Origin of the sequence: Brevundimonas sp. 357, from assembly GCF_003938605.1 — a bacterium.
In the GTDB taxonomy this organism is placed as follows: Bacteria; Pseudomonadota; Alphaproteobacteria; order Caulobacterales; family Caulobacteraceae; genus Brevundimonas.
In genome coordinates this window covers 90,003-115,451 of the sequence record NZ_RHWX01000004.1, presented here as the reverse complement: position 1 = coordinate 115,451, position 25,449 = coordinate 90,003, and the positions used below count along the sequence as shown (strand labels likewise).

At 66.9% G+C, this 25,449-nt stretch carries 28 protein-coding genes; 13 read left to right on the top strand and 15 right to left on the bottom strand.

Translation table 11 applies throughout. The features are described from left to right. Window positions 1–69: 69 nt before the first annotated feature. Entirely contained in the window at window positions 70–783 is a 714-nt protein-coding gene (locus EGK63_RS05110; protein ID WP_125900227.1) for a YceI family protein, read from the bottom strand. Window positions 784–996: 213 nt separating this feature from the next. Between EGK63_RS05110 and mutL the strand changes: the two genes are divergently transcribed. From mutL to EGK63_RS05095, 3 genes are all read left to right on the top strand, one after another. Then, window positions 997–2,919, top strand: coding sequence for a DNA mismatch repair endonuclease MutL (gene mutL, locus EGK63_RS05105; RefSeq protein WP_125900226.1), 1,923 nt, complete (start codon window positions 997–999; stop codon window positions 2,917–2,919). A gap of 36 nt (window positions 2,920–2,955) precedes the next feature. Beyond that, entirely contained in the window at window positions 2,956–3,426 is a 471-nt protein-coding gene (locus tag EGK63_RS05100) for a low molecular weight protein-tyrosine-phosphatase (protein WP_125900225.1), read from the top strand. Window positions 3,427–3,610: 184 nt separating this feature from the next. Beyond that, window positions 3,611–3,886, top strand: a complete 276-nt coding sequence (locus tag EGK63_RS05095) for a YjhX family toxin (RefSeq protein WP_125900224.1) — start codon at window positions 3,611–3,613, stop codon at window positions 3,884–3,886. On the opposite strand, the gene rsmD is transcribed toward EGK63_RS05095, so the two are convergent. After that, complete coding sequence (rsmD, locus tag EGK63_RS05090) at window positions 3,869–4,444, bottom strand: 16S rRNA (guanine(966)-N(2))-methyltransferase RsmD (protein WP_125900223.1); 576 nt, start codon at window positions 4,442–4,444, stop codon at window positions 3,869–3,871. The two genes, EGK63_RS05095 and rsmD, sit on opposite strands and share 18 nt — an antisense overlap. 187 nt (window positions 4,445–4,631) lie before the next feature. Between rsmD and EGK63_RS05085 the strand changes: the two genes are divergently transcribed. Continuing rightward, entirely contained in the window at window positions 4,632–5,438 is an 807-nt protein-coding gene (locus tag EGK63_RS05085) for a CPBP family intramembrane glutamic endopeptidase (protein ID WP_165906537.1), read from the top strand. Here the strand turns inward: EGK63_RS05085 and EGK63_RS05080 are convergent. Both EGK63_RS05080 and EGK63_RS05075 read right to left on the bottom strand, forming a co-directional pair. Further along, window positions 5,423–5,839, bottom strand: coding sequence for a GFA family protein (locus EGK63_RS05080; protein WP_165906536.1), 417 nt, complete (start codon window positions 5,837–5,839; stop codon window positions 5,423–5,425). The two genes, EGK63_RS05085 and EGK63_RS05080, sit on opposite strands and share 16 nt — an antisense overlap. A 22-nt stretch (window positions 5,840–5,861) precedes the next feature. Next, window positions 5,862–7,364: a pseudouridine synthase gene (locus EGK63_RS05075; RefSeq protein WP_125900221.1), complete on the bottom strand. Its 1,503-nt coding sequence runs from the start codon at window positions 7,362–7,364 to the stop codon at window positions 5,862–5,864. A gap of 12 nt (window positions 7,365–7,376) precedes the next feature. Between EGK63_RS05075 and tadA the strand changes: the two genes are divergently transcribed. Both tadA and EGK63_RS05065 read left to right on the top strand, forming a co-directional pair. After that, window positions 7,377–7,847, top strand: coding sequence for a tRNA adenosine(34) deaminase TadA (gene tadA, locus EGK63_RS05070; protein WP_125900220.1), 471 nt, complete (start codon window positions 7,377–7,379; stop codon window positions 7,845–7,847). A 30-nt stretch (window positions 7,848–7,877) separates the two neighbouring features. Then, the gene (locus tag EGK63_RS05065) at window positions 7,878–8,291 is read left to right on the top strand and encodes an MliC family protein (protein WP_125900219.1); all 414 of its coding nucleotides are present in this window, start codon (window positions 7,878–7,880) and stop codon (window positions 8,289–8,291) included. On the opposite strand, the gene EGK63_RS05060 is transcribed toward EGK63_RS05065, so the two are convergent. Genes EGK63_RS05060 through EGK63_RS05050 form a run of 3 tightly spaced genes read right to left on the bottom strand, consistent with a single transcriptional unit; the run spans window position 8,288 to window position 10,544 of the window. Further along, complete coding sequence (locus EGK63_RS05060; RefSeq protein WP_125900218.1) at window positions 8,288–8,875, bottom strand: GNAT family N-acetyltransferase; 588 nt, start codon at window positions 8,873–8,875, stop codon at window positions 8,288–8,290. The genes EGK63_RS05065 and EGK63_RS05060 overlap by 4 nt on opposite strands. Then, entirely contained in the window at window positions 8,872–9,978 is a 1,107-nt protein-coding gene (gene aroB, locus EGK63_RS05055; RefSeq protein ID WP_125900217.1) for a 3-dehydroquinate synthase, read from the bottom strand. Before aroB ends, EGK63_RS05060 begins: the two co-directional genes overlap by 4 nt. Continuing rightward, a complete protein-coding gene (locus EGK63_RS05050; protein ID WP_125900216.1) occupies window positions 9,975–10,544 on the bottom strand; it encodes a shikimate kinase in 570 nt (189 codons plus the stop codon). The genes aroB and EGK63_RS05050 overlap by 4 nt, the downstream gene beginning before the upstream one ends. Window positions 10,545–10,611: 67 nt before the next feature. Here EGK63_RS05050 and EGK63_RS05045 point away from each other — a divergent pair, with 67 nt between their 5' ends. The 4 genes from EGK63_RS05045 to EGK63_RS05030 all read left to right on the top strand — a co-directional run bounded on the left by EGK63_RS05045 (window position 10,612) and on the right by EGK63_RS05030 (window position 13,696). Beyond that, window positions 10,612–11,514, top strand: a complete 903-nt coding sequence (locus EGK63_RS05045) for a site-specific tyrosine recombinase XerD (protein ID WP_125900215.1) — start codon at window positions 10,612–10,614, stop codon at window positions 11,512–11,514. Between the two features lie 85 nt (window positions 11,515–11,599). Then, window positions 11,600–12,550 carry an acetyl-CoA carboxylase carboxyltransferase subunit alpha gene (locus EGK63_RS05040; RefSeq protein WP_125900214.1) on the top strand — a complete coding sequence of 317 codons (951 nt, stop codon included), beginning with the start codon at window positions 11,600–11,602 and terminating at the stop codon, window positions 12,548–12,550. A gap of 97 nt (window positions 12,551–12,647) precedes the next feature. Further along, window positions 12,648–13,223, top strand: coding sequence for a response regulator (locus EGK63_RS05035; protein WP_125900213.1), 576 nt, complete (start codon window positions 12,648–12,650; stop codon window positions 13,221–13,223). Next, a complete protein-coding gene (locus tag EGK63_RS05030) occupies window positions 13,220–13,696 on the top strand; it encodes a chemotaxis protein CheE (protein WP_125900212.1) in 477 nt (158 codons plus the stop codon). Before EGK63_RS05035 ends, EGK63_RS05030 begins: the two co-directional genes overlap by 4 nt. Window positions 13,697–13,702: 6 nt before the next feature. On the opposite strand, the gene EGK63_RS05025 is transcribed toward EGK63_RS05030, so the two are convergent. From EGK63_RS05025 to EGK63_RS05000, 6 genes are all read right to left on the bottom strand, one after another. Continuing rightward, complete coding sequence (locus tag EGK63_RS05025) at window positions 13,703–15,541, bottom strand: ABC transporter ATP-binding protein/permease (RefSeq protein WP_243637581.1); 1,839 nt, start codon at window positions 15,539–15,541, stop codon at window positions 13,703–13,705. A gap of 98 nt (window positions 15,542–15,639) precedes the next feature. Next, window positions 15,640–16,656 (bottom strand): low specificity L-threonine aldolase, encoded by a 1,017-nt coding sequence (locus EGK63_RS05020; protein WP_125900210.1) that lies wholly within the window; start codon window positions 16,654–16,656, stop codon window positions 15,640–15,642. Window positions 16,657–16,659: 3 nt separating this feature from the next. Beyond that, window positions 16,660–17,640 (bottom strand): mechanosensitive ion channel family protein, encoded by a 981-nt coding sequence (locus EGK63_RS05015; RefSeq protein WP_125900209.1) that lies wholly within the window; start codon window positions 17,638–17,640, stop codon window positions 16,660–16,662. 44 nt (window positions 17,641–17,684) lie between these two features. After that, the gene (locus EGK63_RS05010) at window positions 17,685–19,382 is read right to left on the bottom strand and encodes a cisplatin damage response ATP-dependent DNA ligase (protein ID WP_125900208.1); all 1,698 of its coding nucleotides are present in this window, start codon (window positions 19,380–19,382) and stop codon (window positions 17,685–17,687) included. 64 nt (window positions 19,383–19,446) lie between these two features. After that, window positions 19,447–21,255, bottom strand: a complete 1,809-nt coding sequence (locus tag EGK63_RS05005; protein ID WP_125900207.1) for a response regulator — start codon at window positions 21,253–21,255, stop codon at window positions 19,447–19,449. Between the two features lie 106 nt (window positions 21,256–21,361). Continuing rightward, complete coding sequence (locus EGK63_RS05000) at window positions 21,362–21,661, bottom strand: BolA family transcriptional regulator (RefSeq protein ID WP_125900206.1); 300 nt, start codon at window positions 21,659–21,661, stop codon at window positions 21,362–21,364. Between the two features lie 45 nt (window positions 21,662–21,706). On the opposite strand from EGK63_RS05000, the gene EGK63_RS04995 reads away from it, so the two are divergent. Beyond that, window positions 21,707–22,375, top strand: coding sequence for a J domain-containing protein (locus EGK63_RS04995; protein ID WP_125900205.1), 669 nt, complete (start codon window positions 21,707–21,709; stop codon window positions 22,373–22,375). Here the strand turns inward: EGK63_RS04995 and EGK63_RS04990 are convergent. Continuing rightward, window positions 22,335–22,607, bottom strand: coding sequence for a hypothetical protein (locus EGK63_RS04990; RefSeq protein WP_125900204.1), 273 nt, complete (start codon window positions 22,605–22,607; stop codon window positions 22,335–22,337). The genes EGK63_RS04995 and EGK63_RS04990 overlap by 41 nt on opposite strands. A 136-nt stretch (window positions 22,608–22,743) precedes the next feature. Between EGK63_RS04990 and EGK63_RS04985 the strand changes: the two genes are divergently transcribed. Both EGK63_RS04985 and cobS read left to right on the top strand, forming a co-directional pair. Further along, window positions 22,744–23,172, top strand: a complete 429-nt coding sequence (locus EGK63_RS04985; protein WP_125900203.1) for an organic hydroperoxide resistance protein — start codon at window positions 22,744–22,746, stop codon at window positions 23,170–23,172. Window positions 23,173–23,247: 75 nt separating this feature from the next. Further along, window positions 23,248–24,258: a cobaltochelatase subunit CobS gene (gene cobS / locus EGK63_RS04980; protein WP_200165349.1), complete on the top strand. Its 1,011-nt coding sequence runs from the start codon at window positions 23,248–23,250 to the stop codon at window positions 24,256–24,258. 61 nt (window positions 24,259–24,319) lie between these two features. Here the strand turns inward: cobS and EGK63_RS04975 are convergent, their stop codons facing one another. Next, window positions 24,320–25,375 carry a COX15/CtaA family protein gene (locus EGK63_RS04975; RefSeq protein ID WP_125900202.1) on the bottom strand — a complete coding sequence of 352 codons (1,056 nt, stop codon included), beginning with the start codon at window positions 25,373–25,375 and terminating at the stop codon, window positions 24,320–24,322. Between the last annotated feature and the right edge of the window lie 74 nt (window positions 25,376–25,449).

Genomic DNA, 25,449 nt, shown 5'->3' with positions numbered 1-25,449 from the left:
GTCTCGCGTCAGTCTGAATATGAAGAGGCGGGACCGAACGGCCCCGCCCCCTCGTCGTGTCGCAGCCTATCAGGCGGCGGGAGCCGCCGGAGCCGCCGGGGCGACTTCTTTGATGAACTCGGCGTCGAAACGGATCGTCACTTCATCCCCGACCGGGCCCAGCGCCATGCCGAAGTCGGTGCGCTTGAACTTGCCTTCAGCCGAGAAGCCGATGGCCGGCGCCGGCACGAACGGGTGCTTCTCCAGGTCGCCGTTGAAGGTGGCGTCCAGCGTCACCGGCTTGGTCACGCCCAGGAAGGTCAGGTCGCCCGTCACCTTGGCGGTGCGCGTGCCGGTCAGCTCGACCTTGGTCGACTTGAAGGTGATCTGCGGGAAGGCCGTGGCGTTCAGGAAGACCTTGTTCTTGGCGATGTCCTCGCTCCAGCTCTTGAAGCCGGTGGCGGCGTGGGTGCCGACATAGTCGCCCTGATAGTTGGCGTCGACCGAGGCCGGATCGATGGTCGCCTCAACCATGCTGTTGGCCAGGTTGGCGGTGTCCAGAGTGATCTTGGCGTCGAACTTGTTGAAGCGCGCCGTGTAGTTCGAGATCGAGTTATGCGGCAGCGACCACTGCAGCGAGGCGTGGGTCGGGTCCATCACATAGACGCCCGAGGTGGCCTTCAGCGCCACCGGGGCAGTCGAGGCGGCGTCGGTCGTCGGGGCGCCGGCGGTGTCGGCGGGCTGGCTGCAGGCGGCCAGCAGGGCGGCGGCCGAAACGGCGATCAGGGCGGCTTTGATCTTCATGGGAGAGGAAACCTCAATCAGGCGGTTGAAACGAAAACTGGACAGACAGTCCGGAAACAGGTGGAGTGTCCGTCCGGCCGCGCCGTCGGACTGCAACAGTATAAGTTGCCATTTGCGCGCTTCAAGCCCCCCGATCACGAAATCCGCTTTTGACCTCACGAAAAAAGGATTGAGGTGCGTCCGCAGGCGACGGCGCCTATCCTCGCGACTCACATGACCATCCGTCGCCTCCCCCCCGAAACCGTCAACCGCATCGCCGCCGGCGAGGTGGTCGAACGCCCCGCCAGCGCCATCAAGGAACTGGTCGAGAACGCCATCGACGCCGACGCCCGCAGCATCGAGATTCAGGCGGACGGCGGCGGCCTGACCCGCATCCTGATCGCCGACGACGGCAAGGGCATTCCCCGCGACGAACTGCCCGTCGCCATCGAACGCCACGCCACGTCGAAGCTGGAGCCGGACGATGCGGGCGACGTGGACCTGCTGCGCATCTTCACACTCGGCTTCCGAGGCGAGGCCCTGCCTTCCATCGGCTCGGTCGCTCGCCTGAACATCACGACCCGTGCGCGCGCCGAAACCGGCCAGCCTCAGAACGACGCCTGGGCCATCTCCGTCGAGGGCGGCGCCCAGCGGCCCCTGTCGCCCGCCGCCTTCCCCGGCCCGCACGGCGCGCGGGTCGAGGTGCGCGACCTCTTCTACGCCACCCCTGCCCGGCTGAAGTTCATGAAGTCCGAGCGGGCCGAGGCCATGGCCATCTCCGAAGAGATCAAGCGTCAGGCGATGGCGCATGAGGCGGTTGCCTTCACCCTTAGTCTCGACGGCAAGACGACCCTGCGCCTGCCCGCCGAACACCCCGGCGACGAGGGACGGCTGAAACGCCTCGGCGCCCTGCTGGGCCGCGACTTCGAAGCCAACGCCCTGCTGATCGATCAGGAGCGCGACGGCGTGCGCCTGTCGGGCTATGCGGGCCTGCCGACCTATTCACGCGGCAATGCGGCGCACCAGTTCCTGTTCGTCAACGGCCGCCCGGTGCGCGACCGCCTGCTGCAGGGCGCCCTGCGCGGGGCCTACGCCGACTTCCTGGCGCGCGACCGGCACCCGGCTGCGGCCCTCTTCATCGACATCGACCCGCTGTATGTCGACGTGAACGTCCACCCGGCCAAGGCGGAGGTCCGCTTCCGCGATCCGGCGCTGGTGCGCGGCCTGATCGTCGGCGCCCTGCGCCACGCCCTGCACGCCGCGGGACACCGCGCCTCGACCACAGTCGCCGCCGACGCCCTGTCAGGGTTCCGCCCGCATACGGGCGAGGCCCTCTACAACCCGGCCGCGCCGCAGACGTTCAGCAATGCCGCGCCGGGCTGGAGCGGCTGGCAGGGCTGGTCGCAACCGGCCGCCGCCGCCCAGAACCTGCCGGGCCTCAACGAACGCTCCGCCCGCGTCGAGCATACGTGGAGCGGGGAAGCCGCTGCTCCCGACTTCCGCACCCTGGGCGAGATCCAGGCCGAACACGCGGGCCAGATCACGCCGGGCGCCCCTGCCCCGGTCGATCTGATCGATTACCCGCTGGGCGCCGCGCGGGCGCAGCTGCACGCCAACTACATCGTGGCCCAGACCCGCGACGGCCTGGTCATCGTCGATCAGCACGCCGCGCACGAACGACTGGTCTATGAGCGGATGAAGGCCCAGATGGCCGACGGCGCCGTCACTCGTCAGGCCCTGCTGACGCCCGAAGTCGTCGAACTGGACCCCGCCGAGGCCGAGCGCGTCGCCGCCAAGGCCGAGGAACTGGCCGAGATGGGCCTGGTCGTCGAAGCGTTCGGCGCGGGCGCGGTGCTGGTGCGCGAAACGCCCGCCCTGCTGGGCGACACCGACGTTCAGGGCCTGATCCGCGACATCGCCGACGACCTGTCCGAACACGGCGCCGCCCTGTCGCTGAAAGAGCGTATGGCCGAGGTCTGCGGCACCATGGCCTGCCACGGCTCGGTGCGCTCGGGCCGCGTCCTGTCGGCGCCCGAGATGAACGCCCTGCTGCGCCAGATGGAGGCCACGCCACACTCCGGCCAGTGCAACCACGGCCGCCCGACCTATGTGGAGCTGAAGCTGCACGATCTGGAAAAGCTGTTCGGGCGGCGATGATCTTTTCGTCACCCTACCGCTTCGCTACTTGAGGGCATGACCCCTTCCGTCCTCTTCGTCTGTCTCGGCAACATCTGTCGCTCGCCGCTGGCCGAGGCGGCCTTCCGTGAGGCAGCGCTTCGCCTGAAGCTGGATGTGGTCGCCGATTCTGCAGGCACGGGCGGCTGGCACGTCGACTCTCCGCCCGACCCGCGGGCGCAGGCGGTCGCGTTGAAAAACGGCGTCGACATCTCGGCCTTGCGCGGCCGTCAGGTGAAGCCCGCCGACTTCCGCCGCTTCACCCATCTGGTGGCGATGGATCACGACAATCTGGCCAACCTGCGCCGCCTCGCCCCGCTCGATGCCACGGCCGAGCTGTCCCTGCTGCTGGATCACGTCGAGGGCCGCGCCGGTCAGGCCGTGGCCGATCCCTATTTCGGCGAGGACGACGGTTTCGACATCACCTGGGCCTACGTCACGGCCGGCGCCCGCGCTCTGGTCGCCCGGTTACTGGCGCGCGAAATCTGAGCTGCTGGCCCTCGCGACACGCCTGTGTTAAAGGCCCCGCCCTTCCCCTAATGGGATCGAACCATGTTTGAGATTGTAGCCACGGCATAGGCCCGGACGCTGATCGTCCCGAGGCCACCTGAACCCGCCCCGCGCCCCGTTGCGCCGGGCGCGTGTCTTCTCATGCCTTGGAAATCTCAATCCCATGAACCTGTCACGTGCGGAGCAACGCACGCTCCACGCCCTCGCCCAGGGCGGTCGCATCCTGCTGGAACGCGACGAACAGGGCCGCATCCTGGCCGCCCGCTGCTTTACCCGCGAAGGCTGGGTGCTGGACGGCTGCACCCTGGATCAATGGCGCAGCCTGAAGCGCAAGGGCGTCATCAAGTCTCGAAACGGCGGCCCCTACGTCGTCAACCGCGACGGCCTCAGCCGCCTGCGCAGCCGGGCCGACAACCGGACCTCAGGTCGAAGCTTCTGACGCTCTGAGGAACAGGACGCGCGCGGCGCCGTAGTCGCGCGCGTCCAACCGCTCATAGCCGGGCGTGTCAATCTCAGGCTCGTCCGAGCCGCGCTCGAACACCACGATGGCGCCCGGCGCCAGCCAACCGCCCTCCAGCAGCCGCGCCAGCGTCTGCTCGCCCAGGCCCTTGGCGTAGGGCGGATCCAGAAACGCCAGGGTGAAGGCCTCGCCCGCCGAACCGGGGCGCGGCCCCAGATCGGTCGCGCTGCGCCGATGCACCCGACACCGGCCGAACAGGCCATAGGCGTCCATATTCTCGCGGATCGCGCCGCGCGCCCCGTCGTCCGTATCCACGAACAGGCAGAAGGCCGCCCCGCGCGACAACGCCTCGAACCCCAGCGCGCCCGAACCGGCGTAGAGGTCGATCACCCGGGCCTCATGCAGACCTTCAGCCCACGGCGCATGCTCCAGCACGTTGAAGATCGCCTGACGCGCTCGATCCGACGTCGGCCGCGTGTTCTGTCCCTCGGGCGTGACGATGACCCGACCGCGATATTGTCCAGCGACGATTCTCATGGCCCCGCCTCTGGACCGAGCACGCGCGCAATGCAACGGTCGCCCCATGTCGAACGCCGGATTCTCAAGTTCCCCCCCCTCGCCTTTCTTCACTGCGGTCGAGGAAGCACGAAGCAGTCCGCTGATCGTCGGCGTTCGGCCTGCGGCGCGGTGGAAGCGGCTCGCGGGCTTCATCGCTCTATCCTGCGTGCTGATAATCACCACCGGCATCGTCATCGGTCTGGCGATGTCCGCTTTAGAGGCCGCAGGCATATTTGATGCAGACGCCTTGGCCACTGTGCCGGAAGGCCCTGACCGCCTGTATGGCGAAGGCGCATACGTGCTGGAACTCGGAGCTTTCCTTGGTTTGCTGGCGGGGGCCGCCCTGCTCAGCGCCAGAATCGCCTATGGCGTGCCGACGACGGCCTTTCTCTGGCCCCGCCGCCGCTTCTCGCTGCGACAATTGCGGCTCGGGTTCGCCGTTATGGCCGTGGTGGGGAGCGCCAGCGCTATTATCTACAACCTGATTGACCCTGCAGGTCCGGCGCCGATCCTGAATCCCGCCTATTCGATCGAAAGCCGACGGTTCTACGTCGCCGCCGCGACCCTCGGCCTGTTCGCCGCAGCAGCCGCCGAAGAGGTCGTCTTTCGCGGCGTCCTGCTCCGGGTGACGGGCGGATTCACAGGCAGCCTGATCATCCTATGCCTGTTCAACGCCGTCGTGTTTTCCGCCATTCACCTGGACCCCGATCCTGTGGCCTTCGTCGCGCGCGCCCTGTCAGGCCTGATCTGGACCTGGGCGGCCTTGCGCCTTGGCGGGATCGAGTTCGCCATCGGTGCCCACTGGGCCGGAAACCTCGCCATCGCCCTGCTGGGCGAACCGCTGACCACGGAAGCGGTTTCTACGGAGCCCACGCCGCTGTCGGCGCTTGCCTATGAAGCCGTCGCCCTGATCGTGGTGTTGATCGTCGTCAAGCGGATCGTGCGCGCCCGACGCGCTCAGCCCTCCGCGTAGAGGGCTTCGACCTCGGCGCCGGTCATGCGGGTGCGGTCGCCGACGAAGGCGTAGTTGCTAGGCTTGGCGTCGATATAGACCTCGCTGTCGAAGGCGAAGGCCGACGGGTCGTCGAACGCCTGAACCGAAACCATCACCATCCCGCCCGCCTTCAATCGCCAGAACAGGTTGGAGCCGCAGGCCGAGCAGAACTGCCGCTCGGCCCACTCGGACGAATCATAGATCGACAGCGGCCCCTCGACCTCGACGGTGTCGCCGCAGTCGACGCTGAGCGACACCCCGCCCGAGGTCCGGCGACACCGTTCGCAATGGCAAGCGTGCATTCCGCCCTTGGGCGTGGCGGTAAAGCGCACCGCCCCGCACAGACAGCGGCCGTTCAACTGGGTTTCAACGTCCGCCATGCCTTGCGCCTCTGCTCAATAGTCAGCCGCGTCCGCGCGGGCCGCCACGACCGCCTGCACCGCCCGAAGGCTTGCCGCCGAAAGGTTTGCCTCCGAACGGTTTGCCGCCGCCGCGAGGACCGCCTGGTCGGTCGCCCGAACGAGAGTCCGAACGCGCATCAGGACGCCCACCGGCTCCACTGGGACGACCGAACGGCTTGCCGCCGGGCTTTCCGCCGGGACGGCCGCCCTTGGGCGGACCGCGACGGTCGTCGATGAACTGGTCGGCGCGCGGTTCGCGCGGCGTGAACGGACGGCGCGGACGATCGCCGCCTTCCGTCCCTTCGTCATGACCCGGACGGGCGCGCGGCTTGAAGGTCTTCTTGTGCTCGAACTTCGGCTTGGCCTTGGCCCAGCCCTCCTTGCGAGCGGGCTTGCCGAACTCAGCGCCTTCCTCGGCCGCCGTTTCTGCGGCGCGCACGCGGCTGGGCTTACGCGACGGATCCGACATAGCCGAGCCGGACTTGCCGCGCACGATCGGCGTGTTGGCGCGACGCCCCGGAACAGGCGCCGGCGTCGCGACCGTATTGCCGGTCGGCAGGTTCTCGGGACGGATATGTTCGGCCAGCATCTCGCGGATCACGCGCGGGCCGACTTCCTCGACCGACCCGACCGGCAAGGTGCCGAGTTGGAACGGACCATAGGCCAGGCGGATCAGGCGGTTGACCGTCAGGCCGACGCTCTCCAGCACCTTGCGGACTTCGCGGTTCTTGCCCTCGGTGATCTGGACGCTGAGCCACAGGTTGGCCGACGACTTTTCGCCCTCCGCCTTTTCCTTGGCCTTGTCGATGGTGGCTTCCACCGGACCGTAACGCACGCCGTCGACAACGACGCCGTCCTTCAGCTTGTCCAGTTGCTCCTGGGTGATGCGGCCGCGCGCACGGGCGCGATACTGGCGCACCAGCGCCGTGTCCGGCAGCTCCAGCGCCCGGCTCAGTTCGCCGTCGTTGGTCAGCAGCAGCAGGCCCTCGGTCGCCAGATCGAGGCGGCCGACGGAAATCACGCGCGGCAAGCCACTGGGCAGGGCGTCGAACACGGTGGGGCGGCCCGCCGGATCGTTGTGGCTGGTGATCAGACCCGCAGGCTTGTGATAGCGCCAGACGCGCGTCGCCTGGGCGGCGCCGATCGGCTTGCCGTCGACGGTGATCTTGTCGTCGCGCTTCACCAGCACGGCGGGCGTGGCGAGGATGCGGCCGTTCACCGCCACCTTACCCAGACCGATCAGGCGTTCGACCTCGCGACGCGAGGCGATGCCCGCGCGCGCCATGGCCTTGGCGATTCGTTCGGTGCGTTCGGGGCCTTTAGGCTCGGGCGCAGACTTGTCGCCCGGCTTGCCTCCGGCGCGGTCGCGCGGCTTGCCGCCCGGCTTTGCGTCCTTGTCGAAGGACTTTCGCGGGCCTTTATCGGCGAAATTGCGGGGGCCGCGCGCGCCGTCATCTTGACGGGAGCGGGGCTTCTTGTCGTTGTCTTTGGGATGGCGATCCATGATGAGCGGTTCATGAGCATGGCGCTCGGTCTGGCGCAAGCGGCGGCTGAAGCCGGCGAGGTGCCCGTCGGCGCGGTGATCGTGGACGAAAACACCGGCGAAGTGCTTGGGCGCGGGCAAAACGGGCCCATCACGGCCCATGATCCGACCGCCCATGCCGAGATCGTCGCCCTGCGCGATGCGGCGGCGACGTTGCAGAATTATCGCCTTACGGACCTGACTCTGTATGTCACGCTCGAGCCGTGCGCCATGTGCGCGGGCGCCATCAGCCACGCCCGCATCGGGCGCGTGGTCTGGGGGGCGGACGATCCCAAGGGCGGCGCCGTGATCCACGGCGGGCGTTTCTTCGACCAGCCGACCTGTCACTGGCGGCCCCGGACCGAGAGCGGCGTCATGGCTGATCCGGCCGCTGAAATGCTGCGCAGCTTCTTCCGCTCACGCCGGAAATCACGATCAGGAACGCTGAGCGACGCCGGGCGTTGAGTTTCCAAGCTTGACCTTGAGAGGCTCCTCTTGCCGACCCGTATCCTCTGGCCGACCATCGTCTTCGTCCTGGTGCTGTTGTCCGCCTGCGGCCAGGAGCCGCGCGAGGCCCCGACTGACGGCGACGCCGTGCGCGAACGCGCCGTCGAAGCCCAGACCGCGCGCCGCCGCACCGGCGCCGAGCTTCAGGACCGCGCCCTGAACCGCGTCATCCACGCCGTCTATCTGTGCAACAACTCCGAGCGCCTGTCGGTCGACTTCGACAACCCGCGCCAGATGGCGACCGTGCGCAACTCCAGCGGCGAGGCGGTGGATCTGTTTCAGGAACGCGCCGCCGACGGCATCTGGTATCGCGCCTCTGGCTATGAACTGCGCGGCAAGGGCGTCATGACCACATGGATCGCCGCCGACCGCGAACCCACCGAATGCCGGGCCGTCGACTAGGCGAAGGCCGCCAACCGTTCGTCCAGCCGCCGCCGCACCTCGGGCCAGTCCTCGTCCAGGATGGCGAACTGCGCGGTATCCCGCGCCCGCCCGGTCCAGGTCGTCTTGTGCTTGCGCAGCACGCCCTCATGGGTCGCGCCCAGCTTGCGGATGGCGGCCTGGCTGGCGGCGTTCAGAGCGTCGGTGATGATCTCGACCCGGATCGCCCCGTTCGAAAAGGCGTAGTCCAGCAACAGGCGCTTGCACGCCGGGTTGATCGGCCCGCCCCGCGCCTCGGGTCGATAGAAGGTCGAACCGATCTCGCAGCGGCGATGCTCGGGCTTGATCTCATAGAGGCTGGTCGTGCCGACGACCGCATTGTCGCTGCGACGCCGCACGGCATAGGCGATGCGCGACCCCGCCGCCGTCGCCTTCAGCGCCGCATCCCACCAGCCGTCGAAATGCGCGCCATAGGCGGCCGCGACCATGCCGTTCCAGGCGTCCGGGTCGCAGTCCAGCGCTGCCCGCACCTCATCCTTCAACGTCTCAGTGAACGGCTCCAGCCGCACGAAAGCGTCTTCAAGGACGACGGGCGACAGTTTCACGCCGCGCCTTCCTCGATCAGGAAGGCGCGCACCGCCTCGGCGTCCACGTCCTTGTCGGTGAAGGCATCGCCGACGGCCCGCGCGAGGATCAGGGTCAGACGGCCGCCCTCGGCCTTCTTGTCGCCCGCCATGCGTGCAATCAGGGCGTCGGCCGCGAAGGCGTGAGCCACATCCGACAGTCGCGTCGGCAGGCCCGCTGCACGAATGCCCGCCTCGGCGCGCTCGGCCTCAGCCGCCAGGCACAGCCCCTGCCGCGCCGAATAACGGAAGGCCATGGCGCAGCCCAACGCCACCGCCTCGCCGTGGGTCAGGGTCTCGTCGAACGCCAGTTCGGCCTCCAGCGCGTGGCCGAAGGTGTGGCCCAGGTTCAGCAGAGCGCGACGGCCCGCCTCCTTCTCATCCTCGCCGACGATCCGGGCCTTGATCTCGACCGAGCGGATCACAGCACGCTCCAGCGCATCGGGATCGCCCTGCGCCCCAGCTGCTCCCTCGCCGCCCAGCCAGTCGAAGAAGGCCGCGTCGCAGATCAGCCCGTGCTTCAACACCTCGGCCCAGCCCGAGCGCACCTGGCGCACCGGCAGGGTGGCCAGGGCCTCGATGTCCGCCAGCACCCGACGCGGCTGATGGAAGGCGCCGATCAGGTTCTTGCCGCGCGGGGTGTCGATGGCCGTCTTGCCGCCGACCGAGGAATCCACCTGAGCCAGAAGCGTGGTCGGAATCTGCACGAAGTCGATCCCGCGCATGAACAGCGCCGCCGCCAGCCCGGCCAGGTCGCCGACTACGCCGCCGCCCAGGGCGACGACCAGGCTCTTGCGATCCAGCCCCTCGGCCAGCAATCGGTCCAGCACCGCCTCAAGCTGTTCGAACGACTTGGACGCCTCGCCTGCGGGTACGGCGACAATCCCGGTCGCCAGGCCCGCGCCTTCCAGAGAGGCGCGCACCGTCTCGCCGTGGATCGCCGCGACCGTCTCATCGCTGACGATGAAGGCTCGCGTGGGCTTCAACACGGCGACCTCGGCTCCCGCCGTCTTCAGCAGACCGCGCCCGACGACGACCTCATAGGGGGCGAAGGCGCCGCCCGCGACCGGGATCGTCGTGGTCATGACTGGGTCTCCCGCCGTCCGAACCGGCGCAATTGTTTCAGGATGGCCTCAACGGCCTGGGCATGCGATCCGCCGCCCACATCGACCGTCAGATCGGCCTCGCCGTAGATGGGATAGCGCGCCTTGGCCAGGTCGTTGAGGGCCGTCAGGGGATCGCGATTGCGCAACAGCGGCCGGGTGTCGCGTCGCCCTACCCGCTCAGCGATGACCTTCAGGTCCGCGCGCATCCAGACGCTGACGGCGTGCTGCTTCATCAGGGCGCGGGTGTCGGGGTTGAGCACCGCACCGCCCCCGGTCGCCAGCACGATCGGCGGCCCTTCCAGCAGACGCTTCATCACCCGCGCCTCGCCGGCCCGGAACTCGATCTCGCCGCGCGTGGCGAAGATTTCGCTGACGGTCATGCCCGCCGCTTCCTCGATCACATGATCGCCGTCGGCGAACGGCAAGCCCAAGCGAGCCGCCAGGCGTCGCCCCACGGTCGATTTTCCGACGCCCATCAGCCCCACCAAGGCTATGGTGCGGACCGAAGACAACGGGAAGGAATCAGGCGAGGCGTCGGAAGGCATGGTCCGTACACCCTCTACACCAGACGCCGCCCGGCTCCACACCCAGAAGCGATGACCTGACGCCCGCATGACCCCGCAGATCGAAGCCTTTCTGGAGATGATGGCGGTGGAGCGCGACGCCTCGCCCCACACCCTGTCAGCCTACGGCCGCGATCTGGCGGACGCCGAGACCTGGCTGAACGACGCGGGCGGCCTGATGAGCGCGCCGCAGGAGGCGCTGGAGGCCTGGTTCGCCGACCTGTCGCGGCGCGGCCTGTCCGCCGCCACGGCCGCCCGCCGTCGCGCCTCCGTGCGCCAGTTCTATCGCTTCGCCCTAGGCGAGGGCTGGCGAACCGACGATCCTTCGCGCCGGCTGGACGCGCCCAGGCAGGGCCGCAGCCTGCCCAAGACCCTCAGCCGCGACGAGATCGAGGCCCTGCTGACCGCCGCCGGCGCCGCCGACAGTGCGGCGGGCCTGCGCCTGATCGCCCTGGTCGAGATGGCCTACGCCTCTGGCCTGCGCGTGTCCGAGCTGCTGGCGCTCAGGGTCGAGGCCGTTCGCCGCGACCCCGCCTATCTGATCGTGCGCGGCAAGGGCGGCAAGGAGCGGCTGGCCCCGCTGAACACGGCCGCACGCGAGGCGATCAAGGCCTGGCTGGACGCCCGCGACGCCGCCCGAAAGCCGAACACGCCCGACAGCGCCTGGCTGTTCCCCTCGCACGGCAAGAGCGGCCACCTGACGCCGCGCCGCTTCGCCCAGCTTCTGGATCAGGCGGCCGTCATGGCGGGAATCGACCCGGCTCGCGTCAGCCCCCACGTCCTGCGCCACGCCTTCGCCACCCACCTGCTGGAAGGCGGCGCCGACCTGCGCGTGGTTCAGACCCTGCTGGGTCACGCCGACATCTCGACCACCCAGATCTACACCCACGTCGCCGTCGACCGCCTGTCTCAAGTGGTTCACGCCAACCATCCCCTGGCGAAAGACGACTGAACCCGCGCTTGCTCCGAGACGTTCCGCGCTCTAGGTTCCGCCGCCTTCCGTAGCGCCAAGCGCGCTTCTTCCTCACGGACGCCTTATGGCCACGCACTATCTCGAATTCGAAAAGCCGATCGCCGAACTGGACGCCAAGATCGCCGAGCTGTCGCTGCTGGCGCCGACCAGCGGATCGTTCGAGACCGAGATCGCAGCCCTGCGCAAGAAGGCCGACGCCATGCGCACCAAGGCCTACGCCAACCTGGATCCGTGGATGCGCACCCAGGTCGCGCGCCACCCTCAGCGCCCGCACTTCGTCGATTACGTCGACGGCCTGTTCACCGACTTCGTGGAGCTACACGGCGACCGTCAGTTCGGCGACGACCAGGCCATCCTGGGCGGCCTGGCCCGCTTCCGCGGCCAGCCGGTCGTGGTCATGGGCCACGAAAAGGGTCACGACACCCAGACCCGCATCACCCACAACTTCGGCATGGCCCGCCCCGAGGGCTATCGCAAAGCCGTCCGCCTGATGGACATGGCCGAGCAGTTCGGCCTGCCGGTCCTGACCTTCGTCGACACCGCCGGCGCCTATCCGGGCCTGGGCGCCGAGGAACGCGGACAGGCCGAGGCTATCGCCCGCTCGACCGAGCGCGGCCTGACTTTGGGCGTCCCCTCCATCGCCACGGTGACGGGCGAAGGCGGTTCGGGCGGCGCCATCGCCATCGCCGCCGCCAGCCGCGTTCTGATGCTGGAACACTCGATATACTCGGTCATCTCGCCGGAAGGCGCAGCGGGCATCCTGTGGCGTGACGGCACGCGCGCCAAGGACGCGGCCAATGCGATGAAGATCACGGCGCCCGATCTGATCGAGCTGAAGATCGTCGATCGCGTGATTCCCGAGCCCCTGGGCGGCGCCCACGCTGATCGCGAAAAGGCCATGCAGAACGTCGGCCAGGTTCTGGAAGAAGAACTGAAGGCGTTGTCGGGCCTGTCCGCCGAACAGCTCAAGAAGCAACGCGCCGACCGTTTCTACGCCATCGGCCGCCTGGGCTGAATCGAGACGTTCAACCCATTGCATGGCGGGCCGCCGCCGCCGAAGCTGCGCCGATGCGATTCGTCGAAGGTTCAGTGATGCGTGATTCGAGACTTCCATGCCCGGCATGAACGGAGTTGGCGAATCTCTGCGCGAAAGCGCCGTCTTCAACTTCGACGGGGCGATGACCATGGTCATCGACGACTCCCCCTTCGCGATGGAGCTGACGGCCCAGGCCCTGCTGGGCTTCGGTATCAAGGTGCGCCACGCCTGCGCCGACGCGGCCGAGGCCATCAAGGTTCTGCAGACCCATCCCGTCGATCTGATCCTGGTCGATTGCGAGATGCCAGGCATGAGCGGCTATGAATTCGTGCGCTGGCTGCGCCGTTCGGGACTGGAACCGAACGCCTACGCCCCCGTCATCATGACCGCCGCCCACGTACGCCGCTCAAAGGTGTCAGAGGCCCGAGACTGCGGCGCCAACTTCCTGATCACCAAGCCGTTCAGCGCCGGCGTGCTGTTGGAGCGCATCGTCTGGGTGGCGCGCGATGCACGCCCCTTCCTTGAGGTCGGCGACTATTTCGGGCCAGATCGACGGTTCAAGGAGGAACCCTGGCCTGGCCCCGAGCGTCGTTCCGAAGAAATCCGCAAGGCGCAATTCGAAGCCCAACGCAGAGCCTCGATCGATCTATGACCGTCATCACGCACAATCGCCGCCGCTCGCGCCTGTCGACCTTGATCGATCAGCCTGGCGGCGTCAGCGTCGGAACCGCCCTGACCCAGGCGCGCGCCAACCTGGCCGAGTATGAGGCCCGCAGCCGTCAGGTCATCGAGGAACAGGTCGCAGCCCTGGCCGCCATGACGCCGCCCGCCGGCCTTGAAGACGTCTCCGTCACCCTGGATCAGGCGTACGTCCGCTCCAGCGCCGTGATCGACGCGGCCGGGCCCTTCGAGATGAAGGACATCTGCACGGCCGCCGCCAACCTGTGCGACCTGATCGACGCTGCGCCGGAAGACCGCGCCTTCGACTGGCGCATCGTCACCGTCCACGCCCAGGCGCTGCGTCTGCTGCTGACCCTGCCGAAAGAGGCCGCCGACGCCCGCAGCCAAGTGCTAGACAGCCTCAAGGACGTGCTGAAGGCCAAGGTTCCCGGCGCCAAGGACTAACAGGGATCAGATCTCTGCGGTCGGCGTCTTTGCCCCGCGCGTCTGTTTGCGCCACAGGGCTGCGTATTCCCCGCCCTGACGCGCCACCAGCTCATGATGGGCGCCGCGTTCGACGATGCGGCCTGCCTTCAGCACCAGGATCTGATCGGCGTCGGCGACGGTCGACAAACGGTGCGCCACCACCAGGGTCGTGCGACCGGTCCGTGCCTTGCGCAGCGTCTTCTGGATGGCGGCCTCGGTCCGGCTATCGAGCGCGCTGGTCGCTTCGTCCAGGATCAGGATGCAGGGGTCCGCTAACAGAGCGCGGGCGATGCCCACTCGCTGACGCTCGCCGCCCGACAGCTTCAGGCCCCGTTCGCCGACGCGCGTGTCCATGCCCTCGGGCAGGTTGCAGATGAAGTCGGCCAGTTCCGCAGCCTCGGCCGCCGCCCAGATCGCCGCCTCGTTCGCGTCGGGTCGGGCAAAGGCGATGTTGGCGGCGATGGTGTCGTTGAACAGGGCCACGTCCTGCGGCACCAGGGCCACAGCCGCCCGCAGCGACGCCTGTGTCACGCTGCGCGCGTCCCGGCCGTCGATCAGCACCGCGCCCTCCTGCGGGTCGAGCAGCCGCAAGGCCAGTTTGACGATGGTGGACTTGCCCGCCCCCGACGGCCCGACCAGAGCGGTCGTGGTGCCCGCCGGCGTGACGAAGCTGACGTCGTCCAGACCCGCCGCCCGCGCGTCATGCCGGAAACCGACATGGTCAAACACGACCTCGGCCCCTCGGCCGCTTTCAGGACGCGGCAGATCGATGGCGTCGGGCGCATCCGCCACCTGCGGCGCCTGCCGCGTCACCTTAAGCATCTCCTCCATGTCGATGAAGGATTGGCGGATTTCGCGATAGGCAAAGCCCAGAATATTCAGCGGCGCATAGAGGGAGATCATGATCAGCACGGCCGCTGTCACATCGCCCGGCCCCATGCGCCCCGCCGCCGCCTCGAACCCGGCCATGACGGCCATGATCCCAAGGCCGACATTCATGATCAGACCCTGGATCAGGTTCAGGGTCGCCAGCGAAGTGTTCGCCTTCAGCGACGCCTTCGCATAAGTGGCCAGAGACGCCTCATAGGCCTGCGCCGCCCGGCCCTCGGCACCGAACGACTTGACGGTTTCATAGTTCAGCAGGGCGTCGACCGACAGGCCCGCCGCCTCGCTGTCGGCCGCGTTCATGGCGCGCCGATGCTCCAGCCGCCAGTTGGCCATGGCGAAGGTCGTGACAGCATAGACCAGCACCACGCCCACCGCCACGACGCCGAACCGCCAGTCGTATTTGCCGCCCAGAACCGCCGCCGCCAGCACCAGCTCCAGCACCGTCGGGCCCAGGTTGAACATCAGGATGCGCAGCAGGAAGTCGACCGCACGCGAGCCTCGGTCCATCACCCGCGACAGGGCGCCGGATCGCTTGGTCTGATGGAAGTCCAGCGACAGGCTGAGAGCGTGAGCAAACGTCTCGGCCGCCGTCTTGCGTTGGGCCGCCGCGCGTACCGGAGCGAACACCACGTCCGACAACTGCGGCGTCGCCGACGACAGAAAGCGCACCAGGGCCCAGCCCACGGCAAAGGCGGCGAAGCCCAGTCCCACCGACGCCGCCGGTCCCTGATCCGCCGCCAGATGGTTGACCGCCGCGCCCAGGACCAGCGGCGCCAGCACGCCCAGCCCCTTGCCCGCCAGCGTCAGCAGGATCGCCCCCGCCACGCGCCACGGCAGTTGCGGCGCGCCCGAACGGGCCACCACGCCGATCAGGTTCTTCAGCGCATCCAGCGTAGGCGGCGCCTCCTGTTGCGCCGGATCCGTCCCAGCGTTCATGGCCTTGCTTGCGACGTCGCCGCGCCGTCCCGAGCGTTCACCGCGCATCGTCACGTCCCGCCGCCATCATGCCACCGATGCGGAACGCGTCCGCCACGTCAATCCAGGCTCGCCACGGCGTCGATCAAGGCGTCAACCGACGCCTCATCAGTCGCCCAGGAACAGACGAACCGCACCGAGCCGTCGTCGAATTGATAGCAGGCCCAGCCCGCTGCATTCAGCGCCTGATGCGCCTCGTCCGGCATCCGCACGAAGACGGTGTTCGATTCCACCGGATGAGCCAGGACGAAGGGCGTTTTCGTCTCAATCCCGTCGGCCAGGCGCTGCGCCATCAGATTGGCGTGAGCGGCGCCCGATAACCAGTCGCCCGATTCCAGCAACCCCAGCATCGGCGCGGCCAGCAGCCGGCCCTTGGACGCGGTCTGTCCGGCCTGTTTCAGCCGATTGTCGATGCGGCGGGTCAACGTCTTGTCGAAGATCACCAGGGCCTCGACGCAGTGGGCGCCCGCCTTGGCCCCGCCGAATGACAGCACATCGACGCCCAGACGCGGAATGTCCTTGGGGTCAAAGCCCGCTGCTACGGCGTTCGCCAGTCGCGCCCCGTCCATATGCACGCCCAGACCTGCTCGCTTGGAGGGCTCAATCAAATGGCGCAGTTCTTCCTCGGAATAGACGGCGCCGTATTCGGTCGTCTGGGTCAGGCTGAGCGCCGCCGGCGGCTGACGATGGCCCACCACGGGTTCTTCCAGAGCGGCGTAAAGCGCGGCCACATCAACCTTGCCCGAATAGCCCGGCAGGCCGATCAGGCCGACGCCCTGACCGAAGAAGCCGGGCGCGCCCGTCTCGTCCGTGCAGACATGGGCCGCATGGTGCGCCAGCACCGCCTCATAGGCCCGCGCCAACATCGACAGACCGATGGCGTTGGCCGCCGTGCCGCTGAAGACAAAACGCACCTCGGCGTCCGCATCCAGCGTCTGGCGGATCAAATCGGCGGCGCGCGTCGAGGTTTCGTCCGCGCCATAAGCTCGCGCGAACCCGGTATTGGCGGCCACCAGACCCTGAAGCGCCGAGGGCGCCATGCCCGTCGTGTTGTCGGAACCGAAATCAAAACGCACGGCTCATTCTCCCCCTTGGTCAGAGGCCTCGCCCTGAACCGCACCATCCTGGATCGGGGCCATGACGACCCGCGCGAACTTGGCGTCCTTCGCCGGCACCTCGACCTGGTGCGGGAAGGGAATCTCGATGCCGGCTTGGTCCAGGGCCTCCTTGCCCGACTGCATCAGATCAGCCTGGGTCTGCCACCAGTCGGCGTTGTTCACCCAGGCATGCAGGGTGATCTCGACCGCGCTGTCCAGCAGCGCCGTCACCCCCGTCCAGGTCGCCGGATCCTTCAGCACCTTGTCGTGAAGCCGGGCGACCGCCGCCAGCACGTCGCGCGCCTCCTTCAGATTCTCGCCATAGCCGACGGTGAACTTGATCTCGATCCGGCGCGTTCGCTGGCCCGTCAGATTGATGATGACGTCGCTCAGCACCTTGGAGTTCGGAATGACGATCTTGTGGTTGTTGGCGTTCGACAGCTGGGTGGTGAACAGATCCAGCTTCTGCACCGTGCCCGACGCGCCGCCCACGTCGATGACCTCGCCCACGCGATAGGGGCGCAGGACCAGCAGCATCACCCCCGCCGCCACGTTCGACAGCGTGCCTTGCAACGCCAGGCCGACCGCCAGGGAGGCGGCGCCTAGAACGGCGATGATGGAGGTCGTCTGCACGCCCAGGCGCTGCAGCACCGCGATCATGCCGACGATGATGACCACCACCCGCACGATCTGAACCATGAAGGCCAGCACTGTCGGGTCGCGCCTGACGGCCTTGGTGCGACCCAGAAGCTTGCGCGCCGCGCCCGACGCCCAGCGCGCCGCGATCAGCGTCAGGGCGAAGATGATCGCCGCCACCGTCAGGTTGATGGCGAAATCACCCAGCATATCCATGGCCTTGGCCAGGATGGCGGCGTCGACGGTCAACTTCTGCTCGCCAGCGGCCACCACTTGAGCCAGAGGCTCGGCGAGCACGACAGGGGTATGCAGGGAATTCGTGAGCATGAGCCGGGTCTAACGCACGCGCCGCCGATTGGAAGCCCCGCAGGTCAAGCTTTTTCACCGGCGCTGACCCGCCCGCCGCCGCGTTCGATGGCGTCCAGCAGGTCCAGAACAGAGGCGAGGGTGTCAGCCTCCCGCGCGGGCTTGTCCCAGCGGATGCGACTGACGCGCGGAAAGCGCATGGCCACGCCCGATTTATGGCGTGTAGAGCGCTGCAGTCCCTCGAAGGCGATCTCCAGCACCAGACCGAAATCGCGCTCGGCGCGAACGGCGCGGACCGGGCCGAAGCGATCCGTCGTGTGGTCGCGGACGAATTTGTCGATCTGCTTCAACTCTTCGTCGGTGAAGCCGAAATAGGCCTTGCCGACGGGCGCCAGCGCCCCCTCCTCCGTCCAGACGCCAAAGGTGTAGTCGGAGTAGTAGCCGGAGCGCTTCCCATGTCCTCGCTGGGCGTACATCAGCACGGCGTCGATGACGTGCGGATCACGCTTCCACTTGAACCAGGGGCCTTTGGGGCGGCCCGCCGTATAGACGCTGTCCCGGCGTTTCAGCATCAGCCCCTCCGCCGCCGCACCTACCGGAGGATCGGCGCGCAAGGCCGCCAACTCCGCCCACGTCTCATGCTGCAGCAGCGGAGACAGATAAAGCCGTCGCCCCCCATGCGTCGCGACCAGCCGTTCCAGCCGCGTGCGACGCTTGGTCAACGGCAGGCGCCGCAGATCCTCGCCTCCCTCGGCCAGCAGGTCATAGGCCAGTATCGCTGCCGGATAGGCCGCCTGCAGTCTGGCGTCGGCCGTCTTGCGGTTCAATCGCTGCTGCAGATCGCCGAACGGTGCAACGACGTTGTCGCGGATCACCAGAAGCTCGCCGTCCACCGCTCCGTCAAACGCCAGATTCGCCGTCACATCGGGGAATGCAGCCGAAATGTCGTCGCCGGTGCGCGAGTACAATCGCGTGACGCCCGCCTCACACACGGCTTGCACCCGGACGCCGTCCCATTTCCATTCAGCGATGAAGGCCTGCGGATCCAGCCGCGCCAGATCAACCGCCTCGTCCAGCGCTGTCGCCAGCATGACGGGGCGGAACCGCCCTGGAACTTCAGCGCTAGGACGCTCTCCCCGACCTTCCAGCCAGGCAAACAGGTCGCCATAGGGGGCTCTCAGTCCATGCCAGACCTCCTCGACCTCGCTGACATCGACCGGCGGCAAGGACGCGGCCTGTTCGCCGCCTTCAGGCGTCGGGTGTTCAGTGACCGCCTCTGGCCGCACCATAGCAACGGCCGTGCGCGCCAGCCGCGCCGACACGCCGACGCGCAAACCGCCCGTGACCAGCTTGAGCAACGCCCAGCGACCCTTGGGCTCCAGGAAGTCCAGCCAATCTTCAACCAGACCGGACGCTTCCTGCCGGTCAGCACCCTGAAGCGCGTCCACCACTTCAGCCAAGGATGGTTCGCGGTTAAGGCGACAATCAGGATTGATCGGCCATATCAGGGCGACCGTCTCCGCCAGGTCGCCGACGTAGTCATAAGACCAGCCGAACAGCACAGGATCGACCCGCGCCTCGGCCGCCTTGCGTATCATGGCCGGCTTGGCCGCCGAAAAGCTCAGATCGCCGGTCAGCGCCGCCAACGCCCACCCGCGATCCGGATCGGGCGTGGCGCGCATATAATCTCGCAACAGGAGCAGCTTCGCCTTGCGCGAAGCGGTCAACGACAGTCGATCAAGCAGTTCGGCGAAGCCGTGCAATTCAGCTCCTTGGGTTCAAACGCTCCTTTAGAACGGCGAACCTCGCAGTCGTTTCCGCGTCGGTTCAGGCCGCTTCGCTTTCGATCATCCGCCGCAACATCGAACGTCCGCCCTTGGCCTGGCTCATCAGGCCCGCCAAACTACGGAAGTCGATCGGCTTGTTTAGATAGGCGTCGGCGCCCGCCGCCAGCCCCGCCTCCTGATCCTCGTTCCGCGCCGAGGCCGATAGAACGACGATGGGCGTCTCGGCGTTGGCGCCCCCTTCACGGATCAGCCGCGTCGCCGTCAGCCCATCCATGATCGGCATGTTCACGTCCATGACAATCAGGTCGAACGTCTGGTGGCGAGCGATCTCAACAGCCTCCTGGCCGTTCTCGGCGGTAGTGGTGCGTCGTCCCGTCGATCCCATCCAGGCCTCCAGGATCATGCGGTTGACGGCGTGGTCCTCGACGACCAGCACCTCCATCGCATCCTCCTGGGTCATCTCAGCGTCTGCGTCGACTTCAGCAGTCTCATCGACCCAGTGCACGACCTCCCCCTCGACGGCGAAGACGAAGACCGATCCTTTGCCGACTTCGGATGTCACCGAGATATCCCCGCCCATGATGTTAGCCAGCCGCCGCGAGATGGTGAGGCCCAGGCCCGTGCCGCCAAATCGCCGCGTGGGCGAGGCGTCGATCTGCGTGAACGGCTTGAACAGTTGATCCATGTCCGCTTCGGAAATGCCCGCCCCGCTGTCATACACGGCGAATTCGAACGCCACGCGCCGTTCCGAGATGCGACGCCCTCGCGTCACCAGGCGGATGTCTCCGCCATCAGTGAATTTCACAGCGTTGGACAGAAGGTTCTGCACGACCTGGCAGACACGCAGCGGGTCGCCGCGTACAACCGCAGGCATCTCACCTTCGAACTCAGACACGAACGTCAGCCCTTTGGCTTCGGCCTGCGCCTCAAACGGCCCGACAATCCGACGGTGCAGGTCATCAAGCTGAATATCAATGGATTCGAAATTCATCCGCCCCGCCTCGATCTTGGTCATGTCGAGGATGTCGTTCAGCAAGCTCAGCAAATTGTCGCCTGAGTTGCGGATGATCGCCAGGTATTCGCGTTGGGCGCCGTCAAGGCGCGTCGCGCTCAACAATTGAGCCACGCCCAACACCCCGTTCATCGGCGTGCGTAGTTCGTGAGAGATAACCCCCAGAAAGTTGGACTTCGCCTCATTCGCCGCATCGGCCTTGTCACGAGCGGCCTCCAGCTCCTCAATCAGATGAGCCTGATGCTCCTGGAAGGCGCGGATGCGGTCTTCGCGCAGCATGGTCATGGTCACCAGGACAAACAGCGAGGCCATAGTAACCGGTATCAGCGCCACAAACGGCCAGAACGCGTCTGGATGGCCGATCAGGGTCACGCCGATGATCGCAGCCGCCAAGCCGTAGGGCGACGAGATGATCAGCGCCTGCTTCGGCGAACTGCGAAGCTGGGCGAAAACCAGAACATAACCTGAAATCAGGAAGGCGATCGCCAGCTCACGCCCGAAATACGACGGCGAAAACCACGCCAGCAAGGGCGCAACGGCCCAAGCCGCCGTAGTCACCGCACCGACAATGGGGAATATTCTGCCCCAACCGGCCTCGGCGTCCTGGCTTTCACTGATCCGCTTTTCGGCGACGCCGCGGAGGGCGCCCGCCGCGAGCGTTCCGGCAAACCAAAGCAGGCCGTGCGGCAAGCCGACCGTCGCGATCAGGCCCAGCGCCCAGCTGGCGATGATCATATAGCGCAAGTAGTGGGTTTGCAGGATGGCGGACAGGGCCTGGGCGGCGCTACCGGCCTCTTGGCTCTCCGACCCCTTCCCTATGCCCTCGGAATCTACCATACGACGCCCCCGCCCGCTGCAAAAATGCTTCGGGGACGGACGCTATGACCAAATGTTCTAAGACGGCGTGAACGCAAAGAACCACGTAATGTGAAAGGCGTGGGTATCAGCTCGCTGCTTCTCCAGGCGTCTGGGCGCGGATCGACAACGCGTGAACCTGACCGCTGAGTTCGGCTTTCAGCACGGCGTTTATCGCCCGCTGACGCGCGACACGATTCTGGCCTTCGAAGGCGCTGGAAACGATCCTCAACTGAAAATGGCTTTCTCCGCCATCCTGGGCGTCAATGCCGCCTTCATGGTGGTGGCCGGCGTGCTTCCAGCTGTCGTCTTCTAGCTCAATCACGCTCGGAACGAACGCTGCAGTCAGTTTTTCACGGATAATCGTCGCTACGGGACCATCAGACATGGGTCATTCCTTGAAGCTGTCCAAATCAGGCCTACACTTCGGAGGATGTCCGCTTCTTTTCAATACAAGCCTCGCTTCACCGACATCCGTGTGAAGCCCCCTCGGCCCGAAGAGGAAGAAGCCGAGGCTGATGTCCTGCGCCTGAAACCCGGCCAGAAGCGCTGCGAGTGGCCCGACTGCACCCAGCCCGCCAGCGCCAAGGCGCCCAAGTCGCGCGAACAGCTCAACGAGTTCTACAACTTCTGCCAGGTCCACGCCGGGCAGTACAACAAGGGTTGGAACTTCTACGCAGGCATGAACGAAAGTCAGATTCGCGCGGCCCAAGAAAACGAGGCCATGACCGGGGGCCGCCCCACCTGGCAGATGAAAGCTGGCCCGCAAACGCGTGAGGCCGCCGCCTTCGCCGCCAAGTTCGGCACGAACAACAACGCGGGCGCCGGTTCATGGCGCGACAGCTTTGGCCTTTTCGGGCGCCGCACCCAGGACGCGCCTGTCGCCGACGCCCCCGAACAACGCATGGGCAAGCTAGAGCGCGCCGCCTTGGCAGACCTGAACCTGGAACCGGATGCGGACAAATCCGCCGTCAAGGCGCGCTATCATGAGATGTTGAAACGCTTTCATCCTGACACCAACGGCGGCGACCGCGGCGCAGAGGCCAAGCTTCAAAGCGTCATTAAAGCCTGGAAAACCTTGAAAAAGGCCGGTTACGCCTGATCGACCGCAACAGCCCCCCGCCGCCGGGTGGAGCGTCTATGCGCGTGACTTGGCCGCCCAGTTCGGACGAATCCCATATTTCCGCGAAAGCCTCCACGCCGCTCTCGCCACGCATCACGCGCCGCGTCTCGCGGATCGCTTCCGTGAAGGTGTTCGCCTCAAGAGCGAGCATCTGAGGCGTCCGGCCGGGCGCATCATAAACATAGCAGAAGAACTGCGGCAGCGTGGTCATTTCAGCCCCTCCCCTATGAGAGCGATGTCGCAATTATTAACACCCGCCTGTGGACGTTTCGAATCACAGAACCGTTGTTTCTGATACACGGCGTCCCCACGTCCATTCTTCCTTCACCTCTTATGGAGCCTGCCCCATGGAAGTCCTGTACCGCGCCCACGCCACGGCCTCCGGCGGAGGGCGCGACGAAGGTCGCTCGGCTACCGACGATGGCAAGATCGACGTTCGCCTGTCAGTTCCGACCGAAATGGGCGGCAAGGGCGGCGACGGGACCAATCCCGAGCAGCTTTTCGCCACGGGCTACGCCGCCTGCTACCTGGGCGCTCTGCGGCTGGTCTCGGGCAAGGCGGGTACGCCGGTCGACCCGGGCACCAAGGTTTCGGCCGGGATCGGCTTCGGCAAGAACACCCGCGGTGAAGGCTTCAATCTCGACGTGACCCTACGGGTGACGGACCATGGGCTGGATCGTGCGGTGATCGACGACCTGATCCAGAAGGCGCACCAGGTCTGCCCCTATTCCAACGCCACGCGCGGCAACGTCGACGTGGACCTGTCGGCGGAATAATCCGACCGGCCCAGGGCGAATAAATCATCCGGCCCCTCGCGCGTGTTGAGCCGCGCGCGCGAGGGCGCTAGGTGGATGGTCATGACCTCTCCGCTCGACGCCTCCCCCGATCCGCTCGTCATCCTTGAACCGCACCGCAAGGTCACGCTGAAGGAAGCGTTCGGCATCGACTCCGACATGGTCGTGCCCGCCTTCGAGACGCGCGACAGCCACGTCCCCGAGATCGACGAATCCTATCGCTTCGATCCCCAGACGACGCTCGCCATCTGCGCGGGCTTCGCCTACGACCGCCGCGTGATGGTTCAGGGTTATCACGGCACCGGCAAGTCGACCCACATAGAGCAGGTCGCCGCCCGCCTGAACTGGCCCATGGTTCGCGTTAACCTGGACGCCCACGTCAGCCGCATCGACCTGATCGGCAAGGACGCCATCGTCCTGAAGGAAGGCAAGCAGATCACCGAATTCCGCGAGGGCATCCTGCCGTGGTCGCTGCAGCGCCCGGTCGCCCTGGTGTTCGACGAATATGACGCAGGCCGTCCGGACGTCATGTTCGTGATCCAGCGCGTGCTGGAGGCGCAGGGCCGCCTGACCCTGCTGGACCAGAACCGCGTCATTCGCCCGAACAAGTGGTTCCGCCTGTTCGCCACCTCGAACACTGTCGGCCTGGGCGACACCACGGGCCTGTACCACGGCGCCCAGCAGATCAATCAGGCGCAGCTGGACCGCTGGAACATCGTCACCACGCTCAACTATCTCGACCACGACGTGGAAGCCGAGATCGTCGCCGCCAAGGTGCCCGAGTGGAACGACGCCGAGGGCAAGCGCCGCATCGCCGCCATGGTCCGTGTCGCCGACATGACCCGCAACGCGTTCATGAACGGCGACATCTCAACGGTCATGTCGCCTCGTACGGTCATCACCTGGGCCCAGAACGCCATCATCTTCGGCGGCGACGTGGCCCTGAGCTTTCGTCTGACCTTCCTGAACAAGTGCGACGAGCTGGAGCGGCCGACCATCGCCGAATTCTATCAACGCGCCTTCGGCGAAGACCTGCCGGAATCCGCCACGCGGGTGAAGATCGGCTAGAGGCTTCCCCCTCGCGCAATTGAGAAGGCCGCCTTCCAGATCCGGAAGGCGGCCTTTTTTCTTAGCGAAGTCCCGAGACGAACATCCTCGGACGTGAACGCCGCACCAGCCACAGATTGACTGTAGCCGTCGCCAGCACCAGCGCCGCCACAGCCTGGTGCAGCACGCCGAGCGTGACCGGCACCGCATGGATAAGCGTCAGGACGCCCAGCCCCGCCTGCAGCCACAGCGCGCCCGCCAAAACGAGGGCCGAAGCGCCCAGCCCCTCACCCAGACGCCCGCGCAGGGCCTGAACCGCATAGAAGGTGCCCGCGAACAGCAGCACATAGGCGCCGATCCGGTGGTTCAACTGCACCAGCCCCTGATCGTGCAGGAAGGCCAGCGCCCCCTGCCCCCACTCGACCGGCGGGAACAAGGCGCCGTTCATCATCGGCCAGTCGGTATAGATCATGCCCGCCTTGGCCCCGGCCACCAGGCCGCCGAGCAGGCACTGGAAGAAAACGCCGCCCAGCAGCAGGCCAGCGCCCCAGCTCCAGCCGCGCGGCGCGCGCGTGAAGTCCGAACCGGACCAAGCCTCCAGCCCCGTCCAGATCAGTCCGGCGAAGATCAGGAAGGCCAGGCCTAGGTGGGTCGTCAGCCGTTCCGGCGCCACATCGATGCGCTCAGCCAGGCCGCTGGACACCATCCACCAGCCGATCAGCCCCTGCAGACCGCCCAACGCCAGCAGAATGGCGCAGCGCACGATCAGACGTCGCGGAATGGCGCGGAAGACCAGGAACAGGACGAATGGCACGGCGAAGACCACGCCGATCAGCCGACCCAGCAGGCGGTGCGCCCATTCCCACCAGAAGATGTACTGAAACTCCGCCATGCTCATGCCGGCGTTGACTTCGACGTACTGGGGGATGGCCTTGTACTTGTCGAACGCCTCGACCCAGTCGGCGTGGTTCATCGGCGGCAAGGCGCCCATGATGGGCTTCCATTCCGTGATCGACAGGCCCGAGCCGGTCAGGCGCGTCGCGCCTCCGACCACCACCATGGCGAACACCAAGGTCGCGCAGAAAAACAACCACAGCGCCACCGCGCGGCTGTGGTCCAATTCACCTATACGCTTCATTCGACGCCTGCCGTTCGCCCCGATATGCTGCCGCCTCTTTCGCGGGCGGCGGAACCGAGGGATATGCCCCTCTC